General features: G+C 72.6%; 27 protein-coding genes. 8 read left to right on the top strand and 19 right to left on the bottom strand.

The features are described from left to right. Positions 1 to 26: 26 nt before the first annotated feature. Positions 27 to 1580: a hypothetical protein gene (locus OHU74_RS18510; RefSeq protein ID WP_371616926.1), complete on the top strand. Its 1554-nt coding sequence runs from the start codon at positions 27 to 29 to the stop codon at positions 1578 to 1580. 14 nt (positions 1581 to 1594) lie between these two features. Here the strand turns inward: OHU74_RS18510 and OHU74_RS18505 are convergent, their stop codons facing one another. Continuing rightward, complete coding sequence (locus tag OHU74_RS18505; protein WP_371616925.1) at positions 1595 to 2134, bottom strand: DUF4240 domain-containing protein; 540 nt, start codon at positions 2132 to 2134, stop codon at positions 1595 to 1597. 49 nt (positions 2135 to 2183) lie between these two features. Next, positions 2184 to 2999, bottom strand: coding sequence for a hypothetical protein (locus tag OHU74_RS18500; protein ID WP_371616924.1), 816 nt, complete (start codon positions 2997 to 2999; stop codon positions 2184 to 2186). A gap of 32 nt (positions 3000 to 3031) precedes the next feature. Between OHU74_RS18500 and OHU74_RS18495 the strand changes: the two genes are divergently transcribed. Continuing rightward, positions 3032 to 3553: an LURP-one-related/scramblase family protein gene (locus OHU74_RS18495; protein ID WP_371616923.1), complete on the top strand. Its 522-nt coding sequence runs from the start codon at positions 3032 to 3034 to the stop codon at positions 3551 to 3553. A gap of 6 nt (positions 3554 to 3559) precedes the next feature. Here OHU74_RS18495 and OHU74_RS18490 read toward each other — a convergent pair whose 3' ends face one another. Both OHU74_RS18490 and OHU74_RS18485 read right to left on the bottom strand, forming a co-directional pair. Further along, positions 3560 to 4315 (bottom strand): hypothetical protein, encoded by a 756-nt coding sequence (locus OHU74_RS18490; protein ID WP_371616922.1) that lies wholly within the window; start codon positions 4313 to 4315, stop codon positions 3560 to 3562. A 24-nt stretch (positions 4316 to 4339) separates the two neighbouring features. Then, positions 4340 to 5119 (bottom strand): carbon-nitrogen family hydrolase, encoded by a 780-nt coding sequence (locus OHU74_RS18485; RefSeq protein ID WP_371616921.1) that lies wholly within the window; start codon positions 5117 to 5119, stop codon positions 4340 to 4342. Between the two features lie 155 nt (positions 5120 to 5274). Here OHU74_RS18485 and OHU74_RS18480 point away from each other — a divergent pair, with 155 nt between their 5' ends. Then, positions 5275 to 6105, top strand: coding sequence for a maleylpyruvate isomerase family mycothiol-dependent enzyme (locus tag OHU74_RS18480; RefSeq protein WP_330297519.1), 831 nt, complete (start codon positions 5275 to 5277; stop codon positions 6103 to 6105). A 66-nt stretch (positions 6106 to 6171) separates the two neighbouring features. Here the strand turns inward: OHU74_RS18480 and OHU74_RS18475 are convergent, their stop codons facing one another. The 6 genes from OHU74_RS18475 to OHU74_RS18450 all read right to left on the bottom strand — a co-directional run bounded on the left by OHU74_RS18475 (position 6172) and on the right by OHU74_RS18450 (position 13546). After that, positions 6172 to 7557 (bottom strand): nitrate/nitrite transporter, encoded by a 1386-nt coding sequence (locus OHU74_RS18475; protein WP_371616920.1) that lies wholly within the window; start codon positions 7555 to 7557, stop codon positions 6172 to 6174. Next, positions 7554 to 8234 carry a GntR family transcriptional regulator gene (locus OHU74_RS18470; RefSeq protein ID WP_371616919.1) on the bottom strand — a complete coding sequence of 227 codons (681 nt, stop codon included), beginning with the start codon at positions 8232 to 8234 and terminating at the stop codon, positions 7554 to 7556. The genes OHU74_RS18475 and OHU74_RS18470 overlap by 4 nt, the downstream gene beginning before the upstream one ends. A 61-nt stretch (positions 8235 to 8295) precedes the next feature. Continuing rightward, positions 8296 to 8601 (bottom strand): protease inhibitor I42 family protein, encoded by a 306-nt coding sequence (locus OHU74_RS18465; RefSeq protein ID WP_371616918.1) that lies wholly within the window; start codon positions 8599 to 8601, stop codon positions 8296 to 8298. A gap of 31 nt (positions 8602 to 8632) precedes the next feature. Then, positions 8633 to 10861 (bottom strand): C1 family peptidase, encoded by a 2229-nt coding sequence (locus tag OHU74_RS18460; protein WP_371616917.1) that lies wholly within the window; start codon positions 10859 to 10861, stop codon positions 8633 to 8635. Positions 10862 to 11116: 255 nt separating this feature from the next. Next, the gene (locus OHU74_RS18455) at positions 11117 to 11938 is read right to left on the bottom strand and encodes a hypothetical protein (RefSeq protein WP_371616916.1); all 822 of its coding nucleotides are present in this window, start codon (positions 11936 to 11938) and stop codon (positions 11117 to 11119) included. Positions 11939 to 12334: 396 nt separating this feature from the next. Beyond that, a complete protein-coding gene (locus OHU74_RS18450; protein ID WP_371616915.1) occupies positions 12335 to 13546 on the bottom strand; it encodes a monooxygenase in 1212 nt (403 codons plus the stop codon). A 110-nt stretch (positions 13547 to 13656) separates the two neighbouring features. On the opposite strand from OHU74_RS18450, the gene lepB reads away from it, so the two are divergent. After that, positions 13657 to 14349, top strand: coding sequence for a signal peptidase I (lepB, locus tag OHU74_RS18445; protein WP_371616914.1), 693 nt, complete (start codon positions 13657 to 13659; stop codon positions 14347 to 14349). Here the strand turns inward: lepB and OHU74_RS18440 are convergent. Genes OHU74_RS18440 through OHU74_RS18420 form a run of 5 tightly spaced genes read right to left on the bottom strand, consistent with a single transcriptional unit; the run spans position 14324 to position 16688 of the window. Continuing rightward, entirely contained in the window at positions 14324 to 14842 is a 519-nt protein-coding gene (locus OHU74_RS18440) for a GNAT family N-acetyltransferase (protein ID WP_371616913.1), read from the bottom strand. The genes lepB and OHU74_RS18440 overlap by 26 nt on opposite strands. Beyond that, positions 14836 to 15378, bottom strand: a complete 543-nt coding sequence (locus tag OHU74_RS18435) for a DapH/DapD/GlmU-related protein (RefSeq protein ID WP_371616912.1) — start codon at positions 15376 to 15378, stop codon at positions 14836 to 14838. The genes OHU74_RS18440 and OHU74_RS18435 overlap by 7 nt, the downstream gene beginning before the upstream one ends. Positions 15379 to 15407: 29 nt before the next feature. Further along, positions 15408 to 15653: a glutaredoxin domain-containing protein gene (locus OHU74_RS18430; RefSeq protein ID WP_371616911.1), complete on the bottom strand. Its 246-nt coding sequence runs from the start codon at positions 15651 to 15653 to the stop codon at positions 15408 to 15410. Beyond that, positions 15650 to 15826, bottom strand: a complete 177-nt coding sequence (locus tag OHU74_RS18425) for a DUF397 domain-containing protein (RefSeq protein ID WP_371616910.1) — start codon at positions 15824 to 15826, stop codon at positions 15650 to 15652. The genes OHU74_RS18430 and OHU74_RS18425 overlap by 4 nt, the downstream gene beginning before the upstream one ends. Positions 15827 to 15830: 4 nt before the next feature. Then, positions 15831 to 16688: a helix-turn-helix domain-containing protein gene (locus OHU74_RS18420; protein ID WP_371619727.1), complete on the bottom strand. Its 858-nt coding sequence runs from the start codon at positions 16686 to 16688 to the stop codon at positions 15831 to 15833. A 167-nt stretch (positions 16689 to 16855) separates the two neighbouring features. Here OHU74_RS18420 and OHU74_RS18415 point away from each other — a divergent pair, with 167 nt between their 5' ends. Together OHU74_RS18415 and OHU74_RS18410 are read left to right on the top strand one after the other, a co-directional pair. After that, complete coding sequence (locus OHU74_RS18415) at positions 16856 to 17260, top strand: ATP-binding protein (RefSeq protein ID WP_330297508.1); 405 nt, start codon at positions 16856 to 16858, stop codon at positions 17258 to 17260. A 10-nt stretch (positions 17261 to 17270) separates the two neighbouring features. After that, entirely contained in the window at positions 17271 to 18491 is a 1221-nt protein-coding gene (locus tag OHU74_RS18410; protein WP_371616909.1) for a DUF1266 domain-containing protein, read from the top strand. 13 nt (positions 18492 to 18504) lie between these two features. Here the strand turns inward: OHU74_RS18410 and OHU74_RS18405 are convergent, their stop codons facing one another. After that, entirely contained in the window at positions 18505 to 19161 is a 657-nt protein-coding gene (locus OHU74_RS18405) for an FMN-dependent NADH-azoreductase (protein ID WP_371616908.1), read from the bottom strand. Between the two features lie 98 nt (positions 19162 to 19259). Here OHU74_RS18405 and OHU74_RS18400 point away from each other — a divergent pair, with 98 nt between their 5' ends. Continuing rightward, positions 19260 to 19628, top strand: coding sequence for a winged helix-turn-helix transcriptional regulator (locus tag OHU74_RS18400; protein ID WP_371616907.1), 369 nt, complete (start codon positions 19260 to 19262; stop codon positions 19626 to 19628). 121 nt (positions 19629 to 19749) lie between these two features. Beyond that, the gene (locus OHU74_RS18395; protein WP_371616906.1) at positions 19750 to 20166 is read left to right on the top strand and encodes a PPOX class F420-dependent oxidoreductase; all 417 of its coding nucleotides are present in this window, start codon (positions 19750 to 19752) and stop codon (positions 20164 to 20166) included. 95 nt (positions 20167 to 20261) lie between these two features. Here OHU74_RS18395 and OHU74_RS18390 read toward each other — a convergent pair whose 3' ends face one another. The 3 genes from OHU74_RS18390 to OHU74_RS18380 form a co-directional block, all read right to left on the bottom strand. Further along, positions 20262 to 21374 (bottom strand): serine hydrolase domain-containing protein, encoded by a 1113-nt coding sequence (locus tag OHU74_RS18390; protein ID WP_371616905.1) that lies wholly within the window; start codon positions 21372 to 21374, stop codon positions 20262 to 20264. Positions 21375 to 21529: 155 nt separating this feature from the next. Beyond that, positions 21530 to 22279, bottom strand: a complete 750-nt coding sequence (locus tag OHU74_RS18385; RefSeq protein WP_371616904.1) for a hypothetical protein — start codon at positions 22277 to 22279, stop codon at positions 21530 to 21532. 51 nt (positions 22280 to 22330) lie between these two features. Continuing rightward, a complete protein-coding gene (locus OHU74_RS18380) occupies positions 22331 to 23269 on the bottom strand; it encodes a GNAT family N-acetyltransferase (RefSeq protein WP_371616903.1) in 939 nt (312 codons plus the stop codon). Between the last annotated feature and the right edge of the window lie 45 nt (positions 23270 to 23314).

Here is a 23314-nt window from a genome sequence, read left to right as displayed (position 1 = left end):
CGGGGCGTTGAGGGGGGCGGGGGGCTATGGGGCAGAAGCTGCGGGCGGCATTACCGGCGGTGCTGGCAGCGGCGCTGCTGGGGCTGTTGCTCTGGTACGGGTCGTACTACACCACCATCCTGGTGTGGGAGCTGCGCAAGCTCGCGGCCTGGCTGGCGGCGCCCTTGCTGCTCGCGGCGGCCATCGGGGTGCCGTGGGCGCTGGTGAAGGCGGTCCGGCGGTGGCGCAAGCGCGATGCCAAGCCGGGCGGGGGCTCGGAGGTCGCCGACTGGGTCGCGGGGCTCGGATGCGTGGTCGCGGTGGCCGGGCTGGGGCTCGCGATCTGGTGGCTGATCTACGGCTCGTACCTCCAGGACCGCGAGTACATGCACAGCGTGCAGGTGGTGACCGAGGCAGTGCCCGATCTGTCTCCCCGGGCGCCGTACCTGGTCGGCAAGGCGCAGGCCGCGCCCCATCTGGGGGATGTCACCGGCGAGATCTCCGACATCACCTACCTGCCGGACTCGGACCGGTTCGCGACGCTGGTCGAGCGGCGCGGCTGGCTGGCCGGGTACGAGGTCGGGCTGGTCCAGGACATCCCGCTCGGCGCCAACAGCCGTACCCAGGAACGCTGTTCCTTCGACATCGACAAGGCGGATGCCAGGATCAGCGGCTGGTTCGGCCACAACCTGGGCCGGAAGATATCGGCACAGCAGCGCTGGGTGCGGTTCTCCGCCGACGACGCCTACGTGACCTGCTCGGGCGGGACGCCGACGGTGGTCGTCCCCCTCAAGCGCCAGACCGGCATCCTGGTGGTCACCGAACGGCCCGCCGGGGTCGCCCTCTACGACGGTCGGACCGGCAAGGTCACGATCACCACGGACACCTCCCGAGTACCCGGCCCCTCCTACCCGCTGAGCCTCGCGTCCCGGCAGCGGGAAGGGACCGCCGCGGTCGGCAGCTTCACCGACTGGTGGTTCGAGCGCACCGGCTGGGACGCGTCCGAGGACGGCGCCAATGACGGCAACGACTCGGAGTTCGCCCTGCAGTACCGCGACGGGAGCGGGCGCGGCGCGTACGTCACCCCCCTGACCCCGCAGGGCGAGGCCAGCTCGGTCGTCGCGGTGTCGACCGTACCGACCCGGTACCAGGGCAGCGGGCTGGCCCCGATGACCGTCCGCCGCCTCGCCCCCACCTGGTCCTCGCCGAAGGCGCTCATCGCCCTGATCAAGGCCGAGTACCGGGACGTCTGCTGCTACAACGACGACCGGGTGTTCGAGGTCATACCCACCGGTGGCAGCACCTGGACCGCCACGGTCGGCAGCGAGCAGAACATCCGCTACCGGGTGGAGGGCCGGGGCCAGGTGGACGGCCGGGAGGCGACCTGCCTGAAGGACGCCGCCGGAGCACTCATCCGGTGCGCGTACGCGGCCCCCGGCTCGCCGGAGGAGAAGGAACTCCAGCGCAGGGAGCAGGAGAAACAGAAACAGGAGCCCCCGGGCGGCCCCGGCGCCGGCGACCTCACCGGCTACACCCCCGAGCAACTGGCCGAGCTGCAACGACGGCTCTCCGACGAGATCACCCGCCGCCTGAAGGGCTGAAGGGCGAAGGGCGGTCAGGCAATCGATAGGGGCTCGGCGAGGAGGGCCGTCAGTCTCGGCAGGCGGACGGCGAGGGCCTCGCCGTCCCCGAAGTCGAAGTCCCAGGACGGGTCCAGGGGCGGGTACGCGATCGTGAAGGAGTCCGAGGGGAGCTCGCGGCCGGTGGCGCGCCCGTACGCCGTCCAGGCGATGGACAGCGTCTCCTCGTCCTCCAGCTCCTCTCCCCCGGCCGCCGCCTCGCGCGCGAGCGGGTGGTCCGCCAGCGAATCCGGGTCGGCCAGGGCGGCGGTGAAAACCGCTTCGCCCTGGGTGAGGAGCCAGCCGCGGAAGTAGTCGAAGCCGTCGTCGGAGCAGCCGCCGTTGATCAGGTAGGCCGCGGCCCAGAGCGGGGCCCGGTAGGACTCCCCCAGCAGGTCCCACAACACCTGCTGGGCGGCGGCTATCTCCCCTGCCGGACGCTGCGCGAGCAACTCCGCCGCGCGCGCCGCCACCCCGCCGGGCTCCGCGTCCGCGCGGGCCGTTTCGATCAGCTTCCAGAACGTCTGCTTGTCCATGACCACAGAGTGCCGCCCGGGTCTGACATCGGTACCGGCGTGAGGGGTCTCAGCTCTTGGAGCTGTGGATGAAGGATTTCAGGGAGGCCACCAGCGCCGTCACGAAGGATTCGCGGACCGGGGCCGGGAGGAGGTCCAGGGAGAGGTACGGGTTGAGGTCCTCCAGTTCGACCAGGAGGAGCTCGCCCGAGGGGGCGCGGCAGGCGTCCACGCGCTGGATGCCGTGGTCGAGAGTGTTCCAGTCGATGAAACCGCGGGCGAAGGCCAGGTCCGCCGGGGTGGGCTCGTAGGGGACGAGCTCCCAGCGGCGGGCCGGGTCCGGGGCGTACAGGGCGTACTGGAAGGAGTCGTCGACGAAGTAGAAGGACACCTCGTACGCGAAGTCGATGCGCGGCTGGATCAGGAACTCCCCCGGTGCGCAGTCCGGGTGCGGGGTGAAGGTGAGGCCTATCGAGTCCGCGCCCTGCTTCGGCTTCACCGCGTACGAGGCTGCGCGCGGGAGCAGGGCGAGGTCCGCCGGGTCGTCGACGGTCGGGATGACCGGGTGGCCGGACGCCGTCAGGTCCAGGAGGTACTGCTTGCCCGCCATGTCTCCCCGGCCGGTGAGCGGGTTGTAGACGGGGGTGCCGGCGGCGAGGGCGGCCGCGCGGAAGGAATCGTAGGCCTGCTGGTAGTGCAGGACCGGGCCGCTGTTGCGGATCACGATGGCGTCGAAGCCCGCCGGCAAAAGGGCCTGGGCGTCCAGCGGATGGCACAGGGCCAGCGGGAAGTGCTCGCGCAGCCGCGAGGTGAGGAAGACGTCCTCGTCGCCGTAGCGGCGGCCGCGCGCCGGGTACGCCAGATCGGTCACGTAGAGCAGAGGCATGGCGGCAACCTATCGCGGGCAGCGATGACGGCATGAAATACCTGGTTCGGGACAAAGTGCTGGCCCTCGGCGACGACTACTGGATCGAGGACGAGGACGGCCGCCACGCCTTCCTCGTCGACGGCAAGGCCCTGCGGCTGCGCGACACCCTGGAGCTGAAGGATCCCGACGGGCAGATCCTGATCACGCTGCGGGAGAAGTGGTTCTCCTTCCGCGACGCGATGACCCTGGAGCGGGACGAGCGGCGGCTCGCGGTGATCCGCCGGAAGCGGTTCTCGCTGCTGCGCAACCACTACCTCGTGACCCTCAACGAGGGCACCGAGCTGGACATCAGCGGCCGGATCCTGGACCGGGAGTTCAAGGTCGAGTACGACGGGGAGCTGCTCGCCCTGATCTCCCGCCAGTGGTACCGGGTCCGCGAGACCTACGCGGTCGACGTGATCCGGGAGGACGCGGACGCGGCGCTGCTGATCGCCGTCGCCGTGTGCGTGATCCGGATGGCCGAAAAGGAGCGCGAGGGCGACGGGGGCGGCGACGGGGACAGGGACGGCTAGGCCGCGCTAGCGCGGCCGGGCCTTCGGCGCCGCCCTGGTCGAGGCCGGCGCCGGGCCCATGATGTGTTCCGGGTTGACGAGTACGGCCCACCAGGTGCTGATGTCGTCCTCGTCTTCACCGGGTGCCGGGGTCCGCCAGCTCACAGCGACGTGCAGGACGCAGTGTTCGCCCTTCGCCAGCGGCGGCAAGGCCCAGCGCAGTCCGCGGTTGTCGTCGAGGTAGTCCACGCCCCACGTCATGTGCGGTGAGCCCGCGCCGCCCTCGTCGAGGAGTCCGGCCCAGCGCCGGGGCAGGCCGGCATCACGCTCCGCGCGGGAGCAGATGTCTTCCTCGTCGGGCCCGCCCAGCGTCAGCACCGTCCCCGCGTTCGAGAGCGAGACGGCCGCCAAGGCCTGTCCCCCGTTGTAGCCGCTCCGCACGTCCTCGGGCACGGCGTGGACACGGGCGGACAGTTCCACACGGCTCAGCAGGCGGTGGGCCCCCACCCGCCAGACGGCGCCCCAGCAATCCGCGAGCGGAAGCGTGCCGTCCTGGGTGGGTGGTTCGAACCGGCGGAGCAACAGCTCCAGTTCGGCGATCTTGTGCTCCCAGCGGAAGATCATCCCTCCGTCGGGCAGCCGGTGAACCGTGCGGGGCCGCGCCGGCACCTTCCAGTGGTCGAGGACCCCGCCGAAGCCCAGCACGCCCAGGGGTGTGACCACCGACGGTGTGATCGCGACGGGCTCAGCGCTTCTGGGAACGGCGGGGAGCAGACCAGGCATCTCCGGAGCCTATGGAATTTCCGGTCAGCGGCCCAGCCGGCGGTCCTTGAGGGCCGGGAACTGCTCGCGGGTCAGGGCGACCTTCGCCGGGTCGAGGTCCACGGTCAGGACGTCCTCCCCCGGGCCCGCCTCCGCGAGGACCTCGCCCCACGGGTCCACGACCAGGCTGTGCCCGGCCTGCTCCACGCCCGCGTGGGTGCCCGCCAGCCCGCAGGCGAGTACGTACGACTGGTCCTCGACGGCCCGCGCGCGGTTCAGGAGGGTCCAGTGGGCGCGGCGGCGGGCCGGCCAGCCCGCGGCGACGACCATCGTGGTCGCCCCGGCGTCGACCAGTCCGCGGAACAGCTCGGGGAAGCGCAGGTCGTAGCAGGTGGCGATGCCCAGCGTCTGCTCCGGCAGCTCCACGGTGGTCAGGGAGTCGCCGGGGGACATCAGGACGGCCTCGCCCTGGTCGAAGCCGAAGCGGTGGATCTTGCGGTACGTGGCCGCGAGCTCGCCCGTCGGGGAGAGGACAAGCGCGGTGTTGTAGAGCGAGCCGTCGCCCGCCCGCTCCACGACGGAACCGGCGTGCAGCCAGACCCCGGCATCGCGGGCCGCCTTGGACATGGCCTCGTAGGTGGGGCCGTCCAGGGGCTCGGCCTCCGTCTCGAACTTCTCGTAGGAGAAGGCCCCGACGGTCCACAGTTCGGGCAGGACGACGAGGTCCGAGGAGGACTGGTCGCGGACGAGGTCGGCGGCGCGGGAGCGGCGGGAAGCCACCGACTCCCCTTCGTTCACCGCGATTTGGATCAGGGAAGCGCGCACAGTACCACCGTCCTGGCATTCAAGCCGTCAACTCGGGCCTACGATCGTCACACGAAAGCACTGCCGGGGTGCTCACCGGCAGCGTAGTTTTGAAGCCATTGCACTAGCTTCCAGAACGCGCCAACGCGCCAATGAACAGCACGCGAGGGGTCCCGTTGACCGTCCATCCGCATCCCAGTCTTCAGCCCTATGCCGACGCGTGGACCCACTCCATCGAGGCGATATCCGAGCTGGTCCTCCCGCTGACGGAGGGCGAGTGGAGCCGGGCGACGCCGTGCCCCAACTGGTCCGTGCGCGATGTGGTCTCGCACATCATCGGCATCGAGTGCGAGCAGCTCGGCGATCCGCGGCCGATCCACACCCTGCCGCGGGACCTGCGGCACGTGGTGGACGAGTTCAGCCGCTACATGGAGGTCCAGGTCGACGTACGGCGCCACCACACGGCGCCGGAGATGACCTCGGAGCTGGAGTACACGATCATTCGCCGCTCCCGCCAGCTGCGCAACGAGAAGCGGGATCCGGACACCATGGTCCGCGGTCCGCTGGGCGAGCCGGCCACGCTGGAGCACTCGCTGAGGCTGCGCGCCTTCGACGTGTGGATGCACGAGCAGGACCTGCGGGCGGCGCTGGGGGTGCCGGGGAACTGGGACTCGCCCGGCGCGTACGTGGCGCGCGACATCCTCCTGTCCGGGCTGCCGAAGGTGGTCGCCAAGAAGGCGGGCGCGCCCGCGAACTCGGCCGTGGTCATCGATGTGCACGGGCCGCTGGAGTTCATGCGGACCGTACGGGTGGACGCGGAGGGCCGGGGCACGATCGACAAGGCCCCGTCGCTCGGCCCGGCGGTGACGCTGACCCTGGACTGGGAGACGTACGTACGGCTCGCGGGCGGGCGGGTGCGGCCGCACACCGTCGCCGACCGCGTGAAGGTGGAGGGCGACCCGGCGCTGGCCGAGGCGATCCTGGCCCACTTCTCCGTGACGCCGTAGCCGTAGCCGTAGCCGGGCCGCCGTAGCCGTGGCCGGGCCGCTCCGGGGTCCGAAGCGGCCCGGAGCTCAGGGGCGGGCCGGGCTGACTTCGGAAGGCGCGATGTCGGCCACGGCCCCTGCGGTGACCACGGCGCCGGCCACGGCGGTGGTCGCGCGGTCCCGTTCCCGGGACAGCGCCCGGCCGCGCAGGCGCAGGATCTGGCTGATGCCCAGCAGTTCCAGGACGAAGACCGAGGAGAAGGCGATCCGGTAGTCGTCCCCGGTGGCGTCGAGCAGCAGCCCCACCACCAGCAGGGTGGTCATCGAGGCGATGAAACCACCCATGTTGGTGATCCCGGAGGCGGTGCCCTGACGCTCGGCCGGGTTGGCCGGGCGGGCGAAGTCGAAGCCGATCATCGAGGCCGGACCGCACATGCCGAGCACCAGGCAGAGGCAGACCAGCAGCCACATCGGCGCGTGGTCCCCCGGATAGGCCAGGACCGAGCCCCACATCAGCGCGGTCACGGCGACCGTGCCCAGGGCCAGGGGGATCCGCGAGGACTGCCTGCGGCCCACGATCTGCCCGTAGATCAGCCCGAGGGCCATGTTCGAGGCGACGATCAGCGTGAGCAGCCCGCCCGCCGTGGTCCGCGACAGCCCCTGCGCCTCGACCAGGAACGGCATGCCCCACAGCAGCAGGAACACCATCGCCGGGAACTGTGTCGTGAAGTGCACCCACAGACCGAGCTTGGTGCCCGGCTCCTTCCAGGAGTCGGAGATCTGGCGCCGTACGAAGCCCCCCGCGCCCGACCCCGCCGCCCCGGCGGTGGCCGCGGGCCGCGGCGGCGGCTCGTGGCCCTCGGGGTGGTCGCGCAGGAACAGCACGAGCGGAACCAGGACGACCAGCCCGGCCACCGCGCTGCCCGCGAACGCCGGCACCCAGCCGATCCCGTGGAGTACGGGCGCCAGCACCAGGGTGGAGACCAGGTTGCCCGCCATCCCGACCAGCCCGGCCAGCTGCGCCATCAGCGGTGCGCGGCGGGCCGGGAACCAGCGGGTGCCGAGCCGCAGCACGGAGATGAAGGTCATGGCGTCCCCGCAGCCCAGCAGGGCGCGGGCGGCCAGGGCCATCCCGTAGGACGGGGAGAGCGCGAAGCCGATCTGTCCGGCGGTGAAGAGCACGGCGCCGAGGGTGAGCACCTTCTTGGTGCCGAGCCGGTCCACCATCAGGCCGACGGGTATCTGCATGCCCGCGTAGACCAGGAGCTGGAGGAGGGAGAACGTGGACAGCGCGGAGGCGTTCACGTGGAAGCGGTCGGCGGCCTCCAGGCCGGCGACGCCGAGGCTGGTGCGGAAGATGACGGCGACGAAGTAGACGGCCACGCCGATCGACCAGACGAGTACCGCCTTGCGGCCGCCGGGAGGGTCCTTGGGCAACGACGCCGGGGCGGCCGGCACGGTCGCGGAGCTCATCGGGAGGACCCCCGCACCAGTTCCGCGACCCGGCCCACGTGGGCCCGTACCGCCGCGGCGGCCGTATCGGCATCGCCGGCGCGCAGGGCGTCGAGGATCTCCGTGTGCTCGGCGAGCGTGCGCTCCACCCGGTCGGGGTGCGCGTGCAGCAGGGCGACGCCCATGCGCAGCTGGCGGTCGCGCAGCTGGTCGTAGAGGCGGCACAGGATCTGGTTGCCTGCGTTGCGCACGATCTCCGCGTGGAAGGCCCGGTCGGCGGCCATCATCGCCGGGAGCGCGCCCGCGGCGCCGTGGCGGCGCTGCTCCTCGATCAGTTCCGCGAGCCGGTCCAGCAGCCCGGGCGGGGCGGGCACGGCCCTGCGGACGGTGAACTCCTCGACCAGCAGCCGGGTTTCGATCACGTCGGCGATCTCCTGCGCGGAGACCGGCAGGACGAGGGCGCCCTTCTTCGGGTACAGCTTCAGCAGCCCCTCGGTCTCGAGGCGCAGCAGCGCCTCGCGGACCGGTGTGCGCGAGACGCCGACGGCGAGGGCGAGCTCGCCCTCCGTGAGCAGGACGCCGCCCTCGTAGCGCCGCTCGAGCACGCCTTCTTTGACGTGCTGGTAGACGCGCTCGGCGGCGGTCAGGGCAGTGGTCGCGGTGGTGGTGGTGGTCGCCGTAGTGGTCGCGGATGGCATGCGCACAGCATAGATACAACAGGGGTGCAAGCTGGACGCCGTCCACGATGTGGACCTTCGCTCACGACACCACGACGTCCAGGACGAACTCGTCCAGCGGAGCCTCGTCGGGATACGGCGGCCGCACCTGCGCGAAGCGGATCCGGGCCCTGCCCGCCACCCGCCCGCGTACGACGTACACGCGCTCCACGGTCGCGCCCGCGAGCAGCGCCCCCTCGGGCTCGGGCGGCTGCGGACCCTCGGAGACCGAGACGGCGTCCGCGTCGCCCGTCACCCGCCAGGTCCAGACGTAGCCGCGCGCACCGCGCCCGGTGAGCCGCAGATCGTACGGTTCACCGGGCGCGAGCGCCACCTCACGGACCTCCACGCGGGCTCCTCTCCGGTCTCCGGTCTCCGGCTCAGGCCGGGCCGATGACGGCCCCCTCCTGCCAGCCCGCGCCGTCGCGCCAGTAGTGCTGGAGCAGGCGGTCGGTGCGCAGGACGATCACCTCCAGGTTGAACCCGAAACTGCCCTGGAGCATCCCGGTGACCGCGAGCACGTCGTGGCCGAAGACCGCGGAGCGCTGCCAGGAGGCCCCGGAGGCGTTGCCGCGCCACCAGTGCTCGACGCGGCCGTCCCCGCCGGTCACGCACAGCTCGTAGTTCCCGGCGGTGTCCTCGTCGGCCGCCCCGTACTGCGCTTCGACCAGGCAGGGCGCGGAGGTGATCCCGCTACCGAAGATCTCGCCGGGCCGCCAGACGAACCCGTTCGGGTCGTCGCGCCACCACAGCTGCATCCGGCCGTCCGTACGGGTGGCGACCAGGTCGAGGTGGCGGGCGCGGGTCTGGATCAGGGCCGGGCCGTAGTGGGCGATGCCGGAGGCGAAGCGGCCGCCGTCGTTCCAGGTCCAGGGCGCGCCGTTGATCCGCCACCAGTGGTTGAGGCGGCCGTCCGCGGTGCGGACCACCACCTCGAAGTTGCCCGGGGCGCCGTAGTCGCTCTGGATGAACGCCGGGGTCGAGCCGACCGCCGCGTCCCCCGGGCCGAAGGCCCCGCCGTCGCGCCAGGCGCCGCCGGACTGCTCGTAGTACCAGTGGCGCAGCCGGCCGCCGGTGGTGACGTGGAGGGACTCCATGTTCCGGTTGTAGGTGGTCCCGGTGAAGGCGGGCTGGCCGGAGGCGTCGGAGCCGAAGGTCCGGGCGCGGGCCCAGGGGTACGGGGCGTCGCCCTCGCGCCACCAGTGCTGGAGGGCAGCGGCGGCGGTCCCCGTCCCCGCCAGGGCCGCCATCTCGAAGTTGCGGTGGGCGCGGCCGTTGCCGCTCTCGTAGACGTTGCCGGTGTGCAGACGGCGCTTGCTCCAGGGGTCGATGTTGGTGCCCTGCAGACCGCACTTGGCCCAGTGGTCGATCCTGGCCTCGCCGTACGCGATGCGGCCGTAGCCGCCGACGTGGAAGCCGGGTCCCCAGGAGTTCTTGAACAGCCAGCAGCCGGCCGCGTCGTCGTAGCCGACGATCAGGACGCAGTGGCCGCCCGCCAGACGGTCGCTGGTGCGGTGGTAGACGCCGGAGCCGAGGCCGAAGAAATCGTCGTACACGTCGAAACAGGCGGTCAGCGGACCGACCGTGTCGAGCCACACCTTCTGCTGCTCCACATCGCCGAGCCGCACGTGCTCGGGGATCCGGACGGTGCGGCCCGACCGGTCCCAGCTCGGGGTGTACTCGGCCCGCCAGGCGTCGAGCCGGTCGGGCGGGGTACCGGGCGGGGGCGGGGAGTAGGGCCAGCAGTCCGGATCGGCGAGCCCGCCGTTGATCCTGACCCAGTCGAGAGCGGACTCGGGGCTGCCCGTCTGCCCACAAGGAGCCCGCAGCCCGTCGTGCACGTCCCCCTCGGACCGCTCGGCCCACACGTGATGCTCGATCCGGGCCATCGACTCGACCAGCCCGGTCGCCCCGAACGCCCAGCAGGAACTGCACGGGTTCTGATCCTTGACCTTGGTGATCCAGGCCCACCCCCACCGCTGCCGCCAGTCGACGGCGACGGGCCGCGCGGTGGCGGCGGGGCCGCCGGGGCTTACGGAGCCGCCGGGGGCGGTGGGGGAGGTGGAGCCGCCTGGGCTGCCTGGGGCGCCCGGGGCGGTGGCGGCTCCGGAGCCGGTGGGGGCCGTGGGGCCGCCAGGGGCCGTGGGACCCCCGGGGCTTACAGGGCCGCCTGGAGCGGTGGGGGAGGTGGAGCCGCCTGAGCTGCCTAGGGCGCCTGGAGCGGTGGCGGCTCCGGAGCCGGTGGGGGCCGTGGGGCCGCCGGGGCCGGTGGGGGCTCCGGGGGTGGCGTAGGCCGTGGGGCCGCCGGGGCTTCCGGAGCCGCCGGCCCGGGCCTCCGGGCCCCCCGGGGCCGTCAGCAGGCCGTGCGCCGCCCTGCGCCGGGTGAGGTGCGGATTGCCGCTCGGCCGCCCGACGAGCTCCCGCAGATCCACCGGCGGCGCGGCCGCGGCGGGCGTGAGGCCGACCCCAGACCCCAGGCCCAGCGAGGGCCTCGGGACCGGATCCTCGTCGGCGAGATGTTCGCTGACGGACCACCGCGCCCCGTGGGCCACGAGCTGCGCGCGCAACTCCCCCGCCGTCTGGACGTGCTGCCCCGACTGCTCCGGCATTCCGGCCCCCAAGCCACCCCGTACGGATCCGAGCCCCGGGAGCGTCCACCTGGCCGGAGGGCGCGTCAAGGGGGTCCGTACGGTCGCGCGGCGGCACGGCGGTCGCACGCGGTCGCACGCGGTCGCACGCGGTCGCGCGCGGCGGCGCCGGGGCGCCGGGGGCGGCCCCGGTTAGGGCCCGGCCCCCTAGGCCGTCTCGGTCGGGCGGCCTCGGCCCGCGCAAACCGGCCGGCGCCGCCGGGCTGCGCGCCGGGGCTACTCGACGGGCAGGGCCGGCACCGGCAGGGCGGGGGCCGGGACCGGCAGGGCCGGGGCCGGGAGTGACGGGAGACCCGGGAGGCCGGCGCCGGTGAGCAGGGCGACCACGGCGGCGACCAGGTCGGTCACGACGTCGGTGGCCTTGGCCTTGGCGTCGGTGGAACAGCCGCACGGACCGGCGGCCTTGGTGAGACCGTCCACGGAGGCCTTGAGCTTGTCGATCGCCCCGGTGGCCAGGTCCAGCGGCCCGTCGGCCTTGGCCTTGGCCCTCATCATGGCCGGGGCGGAGACGGGCAGGGCCACGGGAGGCGCGGCGGGCAGCGCGACCGGGAGCTTCGGCGCGTCCACGGGCAGCTTCGGGGCATCGACCGGAAGCTTCGGCGCATCGACGGGCAGCTTCGGCGCATCGACCGGGAGCTTCGGCGCATCGACCGGCAGCTTCGGCGCATCCACCGGCGGTACCGGGACCGGCAGGGCCGGCGCGGCGGGCAGGGTCCTCTTCAGCTCCGCGACCGCCGCGTCGATCTTCTCCTTGAAGGCGGCGAGGTCCGCCTCAGGGAGCTTGCCGTCGGGGGACTTGAGCACCGCGGCCAGCAAGTCCGTGACGGGTTTGAGCAGTCCGGCGACACCTCCCAGCGACTGCACCTGCGCGAGCAGGGCCTCGGTGCCGGGAATGGCCTTCTCCGCGGCCACGGACGAGGCTGCGGAGGCGGCCACCGGCTTCCCGGGAGCGGAGGCGGCGCCCGCGAGGCCGGGGGACGCGGCCAGCAGGGTCAGGCAGAGGGCGGCGGGGACGGTGTAGCGCGTGATGCGGAGCAAGGTGTCTCTCCTGTCGGGAGCGAGCGGGGCGGGCACGTGGGTGTGCCCCGGGACCAGACCTGGTGCCGTGAGTCGCGAGCAGTAAGTCGTGAGTCGCGAGTCGTGACATGGGACGTGTCACCGTCCACTCACCGACAGCCCGTCAGCCCCCGCAACCGCAGCCCCGCCCCCGCCCTCGGCAACACGCCGAGCAACCGGCGTATGGGGCCCGCCTGACCAGCCGCGATCCCTTCACCCACCGGTCATGCCCCGTCAGGAACCTCCCCGACCCGCCCCCGACCGGGTCCCGGCAGCACCCGTAAGACGCCCGCCGTAAGGGGCTGGGCCATGCCGCCGCACGGAGGCATGGCCCGGCCCTGAAGCCCCCGTAGCCCCCGGAGCCCCGTCCGCCGGCCCCTACGGGGTCAGCGCCTGGCCCCCGATGTCCGCCGCCCCCGCGAGCTGGCCCTGCCACCACGCCTGCGCCTCGGCGTGCCCCATGGCCGCCCAGTCCGGGGTCCGCTCCACCTGGGCCCGGCCCAGCCGGCGGGCCAGCGCGACCAGTTCCCGGCCCGCCGCGCCCCGGGCCTCCTGGTAGCCGCGCAGCAGCTGCTCCCACGAATCCGCCGCGCGCCACACCTCCTCGAAGGCGCTGGCGTCCTGGAGCGCCTTGGCCGCGCCGCTGGTGTTGTGCGGGCGCACCACCGACGCGGCGTCCCCGGAGAGCAGGAGCCGGCCCGCCGTGATGGCGGTCGCCTCCAGGTCGTAGATGGGCTGGACGTACACGTCCGCCGGGTCCGTCAGCCCGAGCGCCCGACCCCAGTACGGCGGGAACTCCTCCTCCAGCAACTCCGCCAGGTGCACCGCCAGTTCCCCCGTCACCGTGCCCGGCGGGAAACTCGTCGGATCGTCCAGCCGCAGCCCGGCCGCGGGCGGCGGGGTGGCGTACAGCACCCAGTTGACGCGGAGCCCGTCCGGACCGGGGATCCGGTAGATCACGCAGGTCCCGCCCGGCCAGCAGACGGTGGTCACCGCCCCGGGGTACGAGTCCTCGTGCCCGCCCAGCGAATCCAGCAGCCGGGCCTCGAAGTTCCCCCGCCAGCACACGTATCCCGCGTAGTGCGGCCGCGAGTCCGGGCAGACCGCCTCCCGCACCACCGACCGGTAGCCGTCGGCCCCGACCACGAGGTCGTACCGCTCCACCGACCCGCCGGCCAGCCGCACTTCGCCCTCCGCGCTCACCCCGGCGACGCTCTCGCCCTGCCGGTACACCACCGAATCGGGGGTGGCCTCCCGTAGCCCGCGCCACAGCAGGCCCCAGTGGTACGAGTGGAACGGGAACGGCTGCTCCCAGATCACCCGCCCGCCCGGTCCCGCCTGCGGATCCCGGACCACCCAGCGACGCCGTGCCAACGGGTGCGCGGGGATCCCGGCGGGCAGCGCCCCGGCCGCGGCGAGTTCGGCGGCCCGGTCGTCGTGGACACACAGCCCGACCCCCCGGTCCGCGAGCCGCCCGCCCGTGCGCTCCAGCACCACCACCTCGCCCGCCCCGGCCCGCGCGGCCGCCGAAGCGAACGCGCACCCCGCGATCGAACCTCCCACCACCGCGACCGTTCCGCTGCCCCGCATAGCCGTTCCCTCCGCCGCGACGAGTCCTCCGGGGCCCGACACCCTACTGGCGTCGGGGGCACGGACGGACCGTACGATTCCGGCCAGGTACACAGCATCGGGGAGAGCACGTGACGAAGAACGAACGTCCAGGACGCAGACGAGGGATAGCGGCCATCGTGCTGCTGTTGCTCGGAGCGGCCCTGGTGGTGGGAACGACCGTCTGGGCCGCCCTCGGCGCACCGCACGGCCATCAATCGTTCGTCATGCGCAGCGACAACATGGCGCCCACCCACGTACTCGGTGACCGGGTCCCCTTCGTGATCGCCCCGGTGGGGGACGTGAAGCGCGGCGAAGTCGTCATCGTCGCCATGCCCTGGGGAAACGGCGGGGACTCGCTGTTCCGCGTGGTGGCGGTCGGTGGTGACCACCTCTCGTTCGCCCCCGGCACGTCCCGGCTGATGCTCAACGAAGAGCCGCTCGACGAGCCGTACCTCAAGGACCGCGCGGTGGCGGGGACCGTCCCGTTCGACGTGGTCGTACCGGAGGGCCGGATCTTCCTGATGGGCGACAACCGCGCCAATTCCTACGACTCCTCCTACAACACCGCCACCGCGATGCATGGCACGGTGGCGCTCTCGGCGGTACACGCCAAGACCGTCAAGGACCCCGCCGCAAGCGTCGACATCCGCTGGGTCCTGCTCGTGGCCGTACTGCCGCTCCTGGCCAGTGTTCCTCTCGGGATCTCGGCCCTGGTGGTCCGCAAGCGGGCCACGAAGGCGGCGCGGGCCGTCGTGGTCAGCCAGTGGCCGACTGCCACCTGACCTCACCGTCGTGCAGGTGGTCGGTGGGCATGAGCCCGGCGGCTCCGGCGACGGCGGCGGACGCCGCGTGGTCGGGATGGATGTGCGCGACGACCGTACGCACCCCACCCGCCCGAAGCCAGCCGATCAGCCCCCGGGCCGCCTCGGTGGCGATCCCGCGCCGCTGCCAGGCGGTCCCCACGACCCAGGCGATCTCGGCGACGCCTTCGGAAACGGTGGCCTGAACCGTGCCGACCAGGCAGTCCGCGTCGTCGAGCCGGATCACCCAGTTGCACCAGGAGACGGCCGGGTCCGGCGAACCGGCGACCAGCCGCTCGTAGCGGGTACGGAGGTCCTCCGGGCTGTACGGGGCCCCGCCGATGAAGCCGTGCAGCGCGGGATCGGACAGCACCGCGGCCATCTCCTCGGCATGCGAGACCCGCAGCGGCAGCAGCGTGAGCCGCGCGGTGCAGAGGGTCCCGGGTACGAGGTGCGCGGAGGGAGTCGTCACCATCGTCGGTGCACCGTTGCCTTGCTACCGGTCACGAGGCTTGCCGGCGGAACGTCATCGGCCACGACAGCGCCGGCGGCGATCACGGCATCACGGCCGATGCTGACGCCGGGCAGGATCGTGGCGCCAGCACCGATCCACACGTTCTCCGCCACGTCGATGGGTGCGCCGGTGAGGTACAGCCGCCGCTCCTCGGGGTCGACCGGGTGGCCGCTGGTGATGAACGTGACCTTCGGGCCAACCATGACGCGGTTGCCCAGCCGGATGCCGGCGTAGTCCAGGAACGTGCAGTTCTGGTTGATGAACACGCGCTCGCCGAGGTCGAGGTGGAGGCCGTGGTCCGTGTAAAAGGGCGGATAGATCGTGACCTTGGGCGGCAGCGGCTTGCCGAGGATCTGCTCGAACAGTTCCGCCTTGCCCTCTTCGTCCTCGAAAGGCAGGACGTTCAGGCGAGAGGTGAGCTCGGTGACCCGCAGGACCCTCTCGGCCATGGCCTGGAACTCGGCGCTGCGGATGAGCATGAGGCGGTCGCTGGACATGCCACGATCCTTTCTGATGTACCGGTGCCTTACCTGGCCGCCCCCGCCGCCGCGCGGAGCTCCCGCAGCGAGGGATTGACCATGGCGGGGCCGTCGCCGACCACGACGGTCGGCACGGTCTCGTTGCCGTCCGCGACGGAGCGGACGAAGGCCGCCGCGTCGGGGTCGTTCCAGATGTTGACCTTGTCGTACCGGGTACGGGTCAGCCAGAGCCCCAGCCGCAGCTTCATGCAGTAGGTGCAACCGGGCCGCCAGTAGACGGTTATCCCCTTCACCGCGCCGCCGCGAAGGCCGCCCAGGCGGTGTCGGTGACCTGGATGACGGGCCCGTCTGCGTCCTTGCTGTCCCGGACCGCGACCGTGCCGGCCACGTTGGTGGCCACCTCCACGCACTCCTTGTCGGCTTGGTCGCTGCTGTAGCTGGACTTCACGAACTCGAACTCGTTCACGGGGTTACATACCTTTGCTGATGGCATCGATCAGGCTCACGGAGTCGCGCGGCGCAAGGCTCAGCCGTGACACCCGGGCAAATGCCCGGCTGTAAGCCTCGTTGGCTTCCGCCCCTTCTGCCCACAGGGTAGAGGCGATGGTCTCGGCATAGCCGACGTCCAAGGCCCCCGGTTCCGCGAACGAAACGATGTTGAAGGAACCGTCGACACCATGGTGCCTCCCGGCCCGGAAGGGCAGCACCTGGACATGGACGTGCGGCAGCTTCGCCATCTGCACCAGGTGATCGAGCTGAGAGCGCATCACTTCGGCGCTGCCGACCTGGTGGCGCAACGAGGCCTCCCACAGCACCGCGTGGAACTCCATGGGCTCGTCACCCCGCAACCGCGCCTGTCGCTTGATCCGTGTGGTCACCAGCGCTTCGATCTCATCGGGGTGCGACCAGTTGGACGTGACGCCCAACGCCCTGACGTACTCCGGGGTCTGAAGCAACCCGGGAACCAGGGCCGGCTGCCATGTGCGGATACGTGTGGCGATCTCCTCCATCGCGATGTACTCGCCAAGGCCACCCACGATGGGCATGTGCTGCCACCAGCCCTTGGCCTTGCGCCGCTCCCGGTCCAACTTGGCCAGCGACAACAAACCGGCGACTGCCGACTCGTCCGTCTGCCCGTAGAGCTTGCACAGGGCCACGATGTCCGGATCCCGGAACGGAACCCATCCGCGCTCCATCTTGGCGACCTTGGCCGCGGTCGCGCTGAGCACCTGCGCCGCCTGCGGCTGCGTCAGGCCCGCCGCGTCGCGCAAGCGCAGCAGCTCACCACCCAGTCGACGCGCCAGCACCGTGGATACCCGGTTGTCCATGGGCACTTGATCCACCTCCTAGTACCCGCAGCAGTCTTCCCCGCCCGCCCCGTACCGCACAACTACTCCCTGGGGATAGATTTCCCCGCTTTAGCTTGCACACCACCCCGACCCCGCCCTACCGTCAGCGACGAACCACTCACCGCCCGTACCGGAGGTGCACGGACATGGACGTACTCACCCGACGCGACGTACGGAACTACCCGCCCCGCCAGGACTCCGTACCCGAGGCCCGGCGGCGGGCCGCGTGGCTTGCGGTGGCGTGGGGGCAGCCCGAGCTGGCTTCGGACGTGGCCTTGCTGACGAGCGAGCTGGTGACGAACGCGCTGTTGCACGGCTCCGTGTGGGACCGGTACCTCCGGGTCGAGGTGAAGCTCACCGGAGCAGTGCTCCGCATCGAGGTCACCGATCCGAAAGGAGAGCGGCGACCCGAACCGCGAGCGGCGGCCGACGACGATCAGTTCGGGCGGGGGCTGCACATCGTGAGCGCGCTCTCGGAGCGCTGGGGCGCCTCCGACCGGGTCGTCGGGAAGACCGTATGGGCCGAGATCGGGCAGCAGGGGCCCCGTTAGGCTGACCCGTATGGATGGGTGGACGGCGCCGAGTTCCATCGAGCGCGAGCTGTACGGGGCCAAGGCGCGCGGGGACTGGCCGGGGTACCTCGACGCCCTCGCCCGCAGCGAGCTGTTCCTGCCGCAGGCCCGCACGCATGTCGATGCCGAGCCGTCCCTGGCCCGGTTCCACCCCACCCCCGACGGCCGCAGCCTCGCCGTCTACACGCGCGGCATGCTGCCCGCCCCCGATCCGCACACCGTGTACACCCGCCAGTCCCTGGCCTGGTTCGCGAAGGCCTGGGACCACCGGGACCCGCCCCACCTCGCCGTGAACCCCGGCTCCCCCGCCGAGGCCTACCTCACCACCACCCCGGCCGACCGGGCCCGCTGGCAGGCCCACTGGGACGCCGTCGCCCCCGCCTGGGGCCTGGCCCCCGGAGCGGTGCACTCGCTGCACGCCGGCGGCCCGCTGCACGGGCCCGTCGCGCACGGACTGGCCGTCGGCGCCCATCTCGCCGTCTCCAACGGGGAGTTCTGGAACGCCCTGGCCCACCACGGCAACGGCTACGTCCGCGAACGCGAACGGCTCCGCAAGGCCTGGGGCATCACCACCCCCGAGGGCTGGCACGAGATCCTGCGCGCCATGCTCGCCGCCGAGATCGTCAGCCCCGTCTGGGAGTTCGCGCTGCGCGTGCGCCGCGTCCTGGCCTCCGACTTCGCCGGCCCCGTGGACGTGGAGCACTGGCGGCACGCGGCCGCCGCAGCCCTGCGCCGCAGCGCCGAGCGGGCCACCGAACCACAGCTCACCCCCGACGGGGTCACGGTGGCGCAGCCCCGGCCGACCGCCGAGGTGGAGGGCGAGGTGGCGGGCGTACAGCGGCTCATCGGCCGGATCGCCCGCTACGAGCAGCGCTTCCGCGCCGACGGGCTGCTCCCCGAGGACGGCTGGGTCCGCTCCGTCGAGGGCTGGGACCACGGCCGGGCCTCACAGATGGCCCGGTGGGGCCTGGCCACCCGCTACGGCACGCTCGAGGACGCCGAACGCGGCGTGCTGCGCGCCGGGGAGGCGGCGCGCGGGACGTACCGCTCGTGGGAGGAGTTCTCCGCCGGGTACGCGCTGGGGCGGTGCCTGCACTTCGACGAGGAGGAGTTCGGCGACTGGTACACGGGCTCGCTGGCCACGCACCTCACGCTGACCACCGACCCGGCCGGGCCGTGGCTCAACATCCCCTGGCGGGCGACTCCCTAGGGGCGTGGGCGGCTCAGGCCGCCGCCCCCACGCGCGCCGCCAGGGCCTTGCCCTTGGACTCCGCGTCCGCGAGCGCGTTCTCCTTCGAGACCTCCGCGAGGGGGATCAGATCGGCCATCGAGGGGTTGGACGCCGCCAGGGTCAGCTCGGGGACGATGAAGTCGACCTCGGCGCCGAACATGGCGGTCAGCACCCCCTCCAGGTAGTTCGTCACGAACTCCAGGCCCTCGCGCGGAGTACCGGCGGCGTAGGACCCGCCGCGACTGGCGACGACGGTGACCGGCAGGCCCTTGAGAGGGGAGTCGGGGCCCGCCGTGCGGCCCATCACGATGACCTGATCGAGCCACGCCTTCAGGGTCGAGGGGATCGAGAAGTTGTACATCGGGGCGCCGATCAGCACGGCGTCCGCCTGCTCCAGCTCCGCCACCAGCTCCAGCCGCTCGGCGAAGGCCGCGGCCTGCTCGGGGCTGTGGGTGGAGGGGTCGGTGAAGGCCGCGGACGCGGCGAGGCCGTCGAGGTGCGGGACGGGCTCGGCCGACAGGTCGCGGTAGACGACCGTGCCGTCGGGGTGCTGCTCCTCCCAGGCCTTGCGGAACGCGGCGGTCACCGCACGCGAGGCGGAACCGGCGGCGGGGCTGAGCGACGAGTCCAGGTGCAGAAGGGTGGCCATGGGAACCTCCAAGGAGTGCGTTTTTTCGTGCGTCACTATTATTAGCACAGTCACTTACTTTTTCTCACCCCCTGAGGTGAGGGTAGTACCCTGGAGCCATGGCGGACAGGACTGACAAGGCCCAGCATCGGGACGCTGCGGCGTGCAGCCGGGTGAGCGACGGCATCACCCAGGTCTTCGGGCTGCTCGGAAAGCGCTGGACGGGCGTGATCGTGGCCTCGCTGATGGACGGCCCGGTGCACTTCGCCGACCTGCGCCGGTCCATCTCCGGCATCAGCGAGCGCATGCTCTCCGACCGGCTGGTCGAGCTCGGAGCGGCCGGCCTGGTCCTGCGCGAGGTGGACGAGGGCCCGCCGCTGCGGGTGGCGTACCGGCTGACGGAATCGGGCGCCGCGCTGAAGCCCGCGCTCACGGAGCTCGGCGAGTGGGCGGAGAAGTGCCTGCTGAAGGGCGACGGCACCTGCTGAGCCGAGCCTGCTGCGTAGCCGATACCGAGCGGCAGTGCCGCAGCCGGCCGACCTGCCCTAGTCTCCCCGCGTCCGGAAAAGCCACCACGGGCGGGCCGGAGCCCCAACTACCGTGGCGCACATGACTACTCCTGTGCTGAACGACACGGTACGCAAGCTCCTGGACGCCCCGCACCCGGCGGTGCTGGCCACGCTGAACCCCGACGGCAGCCCGCAGAGTTCCGTGGTGTGGGTGACCCGCGACGGGGACGAGATCCTCATCTCCACCCAGCGCGGCCGCCGCAAGGAGCGGAACATCGCACGCGACGCCCGGATCGGCCTCACCGTCTTCGACCTGGCCAACCCCTTCCTCTACGCCGAGATCCGCGGCACCGCCACCATCACCGAGGACGCCGGCCGGGCCATCACCGTCCGCATCGCCGAGGAGTACGAGGGCCCGGGCGGCGGCGACGCGTACGCGAACGCCCCGGCCGAGGACGTACGGGTGATCGTGCGCCTCACCCCGACCAAGGTGGCCGGAAACGCCGCACACGCCTGACGAGGCACTAGGCCGTCTCTTTCGGATCTTGTCGGTCGAGCCCGCGTCGTCCGGTGCCGGGCGGCGCGGGCCCGGCAAGATCCGGAAGAGACGGCCTAGCCGATGAGGGCTGCCGTGACCACGGCCTCGACGCGGGTGCGCTGGTCATTGCCATGGGCCCCGGCATCGGGCCGCAGGGTGTAGACCGTCCGGCGGTGCCGTGCCGGGTCCATGAAGATGCCGCTGCTCCAGCCGCCACTGGAGCCGGTCTTGCCCCAGACCCTGGTGCCGTTCAGCTCTATGCCCATCAGCCCCCCGGCACTGAAACAGGCCGTCGGCGGGGGGCAGCTGGTGTTTCCGGGGGCGCTGGGCACCTCGGGGACTTCGAAGAGGTGGCGCTGCTGGGCCGGGGGCAGGAGCCGCCCCTCGGTCAGCGCGCGCAGGAACGTGTCGAGGTCCGCGGCGTTGGATTCCAGCCCGCCCTCCGCCCCGGCCCACGCTATCGACGGGTCCTCGGAGAGCCCGGTGTGGCGCAGGCCCAGCGGGCGCAGGATCCGCCGGTCGAGCTCTTCGGCGTAGGGGCGGCCGGTGACCTGCTCCACGAGCAGACCGGCGAGGAAGCTGTTCAGCCCGTTGTACTGCTGGACTGTTCCGGGGACCGGGACGCGGCCGGGGTTCTTCGCGGCATCCTCCGCGAAGGAGGCGGCGAGCAGCCCGCGCGGGGCGAGCGGCTCCGGCTTCGGCCTGGGCAGGTCGCTGGTGTGGTCCAGGAGCTGGCGCACCGTCACACCGGCGTAGCCGGCCGGGATCAGGTCGGGGAAGCGGGGGCGGACCGGCTCGTCGATGCCGATGCGGTGTTCGGCTACGAGCTGGAGCACCACCGCATCGGTGAACACCTTGGTCACGCTGCCGACGGGGAAGACGGCGTCGGCCTCCACCGGTCCGGCCGTCCCGGTGTACGGGAGGCGCGCGCCCGGGCCGGACACCCGGACCAGCGCCGCGTCCGTCACCCCGTCGGGCAGGGTGGCCAACAGCCGTCTCAGGGCATCCGGGCCGTGGCCTTGAGGGGCTGCGCGGGAGCCGTGGGGAGCGGGCCCCGAGGGCGCCGCCAGGGCCGCCGGGGCGGCGGCCAGACCGGCGGCGAGTACAGCCAGCGCCACACCGGTGACGGTGACGGTGACGGTGGCGGTGGCGCCGAGGCGGCGGGATGAGCGCGGGCGCATGGACATCGACAACTCCTGGGGTCGGCGCCCGCGGATCGGATCACCGCGTCCTGCGCTGCACCAACCATCGCCTTTCCAAGGCTGGTTGGGCGTCCGTGATCACCCTGACCGGCCCCGGAGATCACCCCCCGACCCCCTCGGGGTCAGGGCCCAGGGACTCCCTAGGGCAGTGCGGGCCGCAGGGCCGTCCAGGCGTCGGCCGCCACCGCCAGGGGGTCGGTGTCGGCGAGGTGGGGGCGCGCCGGGGCCATGCAGGGGATCAGATTCTTGATGCGCCGCAACCGCTGGATGTCGGGGCGCGGCAGGTCCCGCCAGGCGCGGGCCCGCACGGCCGCCTGGTCCGGGGTCAGGTCGAACCGGGCCAGTACCTCCCGGCACAGGGCGGCGGGGTCCCGGTCGGGGTCCCCGTCCCCGCCGGGGCCGAAGGTCCGGAGCAAGTAGGCCCGTACGTACGGCTGTTCCTCCGGGCGGCCCGCGCGGGCCAGCGCCGCCAGCGACACCCGGCCCCACCGCAGCCGCATCCCCTCGGGCAGGCCCTCGTCCTGCATCCGGGCCGTCGCCATGGCCCGCAGCGGGTCCGGATGCGGCTCCTCCAGCAGCGGCGGCCCGGTCGCCAGCCAGGCCTCGACCTCCGCCAGCGCGTGCCCGCCGGGCGGTACGTACGTCAACACCTGCCCGCGGGCGAGCAGCGCGACCACGGGTCCCGAGAGGTGCACCTTGGCCACGTGTCCCGCGTCGAAGGAGTCCACCGCGTGCCCGTACCGCTCGATCCTGCGCAGTCCGGTCCGCTCGTCCCCGACCGCGTAGACCTGCCCGGCCCGCGCGACGCCGCCCACGCAGCGGACCACGCACACGCCGCCCGTGACATCGGCCGCCTCGACGGCGTACACCTGCAATTCGGCGATGGACACCCCGCCCCACCCTTCTCCAGGCGGGGAGGCTACCGGGCACGGCCGGTCAGGTCACTCCGAGGAGGTCTCGAACACCAGGCGGATCTCCGTGACCTCGTAGCCGGCGCGGGTGAAGGCGGCGGCCATCGGTGCGTTCACGGTGTCCGTGGTGGCGGTGATGCGCTCCGCGCCCTCGGAGGCGTGGAAGCGGGTGATCTCGGCGAGGACCTCGTCGATCAGGCCGCGGCCGCGCTGTTCCGGTACGACGCCCAGGTAGCCGACGTTGCGGTGGTACGGGGTCGCGGACGGGATCGCCAGGCCGGCGAGGGTGCCGTCCGGGAGGTGTGCGAGGCGCCACCAGGAGCGCTCGCCGGGGCAGTCGGTGTAGAACTCGATGTCGTCGCGGGCCAGTTCCTCCGCGTCGATCGTGCGCAGCTCGTTCTGGGTGTGCAGGTCCAGGCTGCCGGCCGCGATGCGGGTGAAGGCCTCGAAGAACTCCTCGTCCGTGCCCTCCCGGAAGACCAGCCGCCCGGTGGGCTCGGCGGTCCCGGCGGCCGGGGTCCACTCGAAGCGCAGCCGCTCGATCTCGCGGGTCAGACCGGCCTTGTACGCGGCCTCCTGCCGCCAGGCGACCGCCTCGGCGAGGCCGCCGGGGGCGGTGCGCCAGTCGCGCGGCAGCGAGATGTTGTAGTCCGGGGCCTTCCCGAAGGCGGCGTGCCCGGCGGCGAGCAGCCCGGCGGCGACGGAGGCCGGGTCGGCCACGGAGCTCCGTACGTGGAGGCAGTCGAGGGCGCCCGGGCGCTCGCTGTCGGCGCGGCCCCACCACAGGGCGCGGGCCAGGATCTCGCCGTCCTCGTCCTCGGCGGTCCAGATCCACTCGGGACGCATCTGGTTCGAGGCGAGCTCTTCACGGACCTTCTCGGCGGTGAAGGCGGGAACGGGGCCCTCGACCGGGTAGGCGAGGGCGCGGTCCAGGTGGGCGGGGTCTGCTGCGGCAGAGCGGAATTCCATTGGCTGATGATCGCACCGCCGCTAACCCTCCCCAAGGGATTTCCA

The organism is Streptomyces sp. NBC_00454 (genome assembly GCF_041434015.1).
In the GTDB taxonomy this organism is placed as follows: Bacteria; Actinomycetota; Actinomycetes; order Streptomycetales; family Streptomycetaceae; genus Streptomyces.
Note: the sequence above shows the minus strand (reverse complement) of the source record. Positions and strands in the feature narration are given on the sequence as shown.

What these genes read in the sequence shown, in the direction of transcription:
- OHU74_RS18510 (WP_371616926.1), top strand. Translation starts at nt 27, where the DNA reads ATGGGGCAGAAGCTGCGGGCGGCATTACCGGCGGTGCTGGCAGCGGCG.
- OHU74_RS18505 (WP_371616925.1), bottom strand. Translation starts at nt 2,134, where the DNA reads ATGGACAAGCAGACGTTCTGGAAGCTGATCGAAACGGCCCGCGCGGAC.
- OHU74_RS18500 (WP_371616924.1), bottom strand. Translation starts at nt 2,999, where the DNA reads ATGCCTCTGCTCTACGTGACCGATCTGGCGTACCCGGCGCGCGGCCGC.
- OHU74_RS18495 (WP_371616923.1), top strand. Translation starts at nt 3,032, where the DNA reads ATGAAATACCTGGTTCGGGACAAAGTGCTGGCCCTCGGCGACGACTAC.
- OHU74_RS18490 (WP_371616922.1), bottom strand. Translation starts at nt 4,315, where the DNA reads ATGCCTGGTCTGCTCCCCGCCGTTCCCAGAAGCGCTGAGCCCGTCGCG.
- OHU74_RS18475 (WP_371616920.1), bottom strand. Translation starts at nt 7,557, where the DNA reads ATGAGCTCCGCGACCGTGCCGGCCGCCCCGGCGTCGTTGCCCAAGGAC.
- OHU74_RS18470 (WP_371616919.1), bottom strand. Translation starts at nt 8,234, where the DNA reads ATGCCATCCGCGACCACTACGGCGACCACCACCACCACCGCGACCACT.
- OHU74_RS18460 (WP_371616917.1), bottom strand. Translation starts at nt 10,861, where the DNA reads ATGCCGGAGCAGTCGGGGCAGCACGTCCAGACGGCGGGGGAGTTGCGC.
- OHU74_RS18450 (WP_371616915.1), bottom strand. Translation starts at nt 13,546, where the DNA reads ATGCGGGGCAGCGGAACGGTCGCGGTGGTGGGAGGTTCGATCGCGGGG.
- OHU74_RS18440 (WP_371616913.1), bottom strand. Translation starts at nt 14,842, where the DNA reads ATGGTGACGACTCCCTCCGCGCACCTCGTACCCGGGACCCTCTGCACC.
- OHU74_RS18435 (WP_371616912.1), bottom strand. Translation starts at nt 15,378, where the DNA reads ATGTCCAGCGACCGCCTCATGCTCATCCGCAGCGCCGAGTTCCAGGCC.
- OHU74_RS18420 (WP_371619727.1), bottom strand. Translation starts at nt 16,688, where the DNA reads ATGGACAACCGGGTATCCACGGTGCTGGCGCGTCGACTGGGTGGTGAG.
- OHU74_RS18415 (WP_330297508.1), top strand. Translation starts at nt 16,856, where the DNA reads ATGGACGTACTCACCCGACGCGACGTACGGAACTACCCGCCCCGCCAG.
- OHU74_RS18410 (WP_371616909.1), top strand. Translation starts at nt 17,271, where the DNA reads ATGGATGGGTGGACGGCGCCGAGTTCCATCGAGCGCGAGCTGTACGGG.
- OHU74_RS18405 (WP_371616908.1), bottom strand. Translation starts at nt 19,161, where the DNA reads ATGGCCACCCTTCTGCACCTGGACTCGTCGCTCAGCCCCGCCGCCGGT.
- OHU74_RS18400 (WP_371616907.1), top strand. Translation starts at nt 19,260, where the DNA reads ATGGCGGACAGGACTGACAAGGCCCAGCATCGGGACGCTGCGGCGTGC.
- OHU74_RS18395 (WP_371616906.1), top strand. Translation starts at nt 19,750, where the DNA reads ATGACTACTCCTGTGCTGAACGACACGGTACGCAAGCTCCTGGACGCC.
- OHU74_RS18390 (WP_371616905.1), bottom strand. Translation starts at nt 21,374, where the DNA reads ATGTCCATGCGCCCGCGCTCATCCCGCCGCCTCGGCGCCACCGCCACC.
- OHU74_RS18380 (WP_371616903.1), bottom strand. Translation starts at nt 23,269, where the DNA reads ATGGAATTCCGCTCTGCCGCAGCAGACCCCGCCCACCTGGACCGCGCC.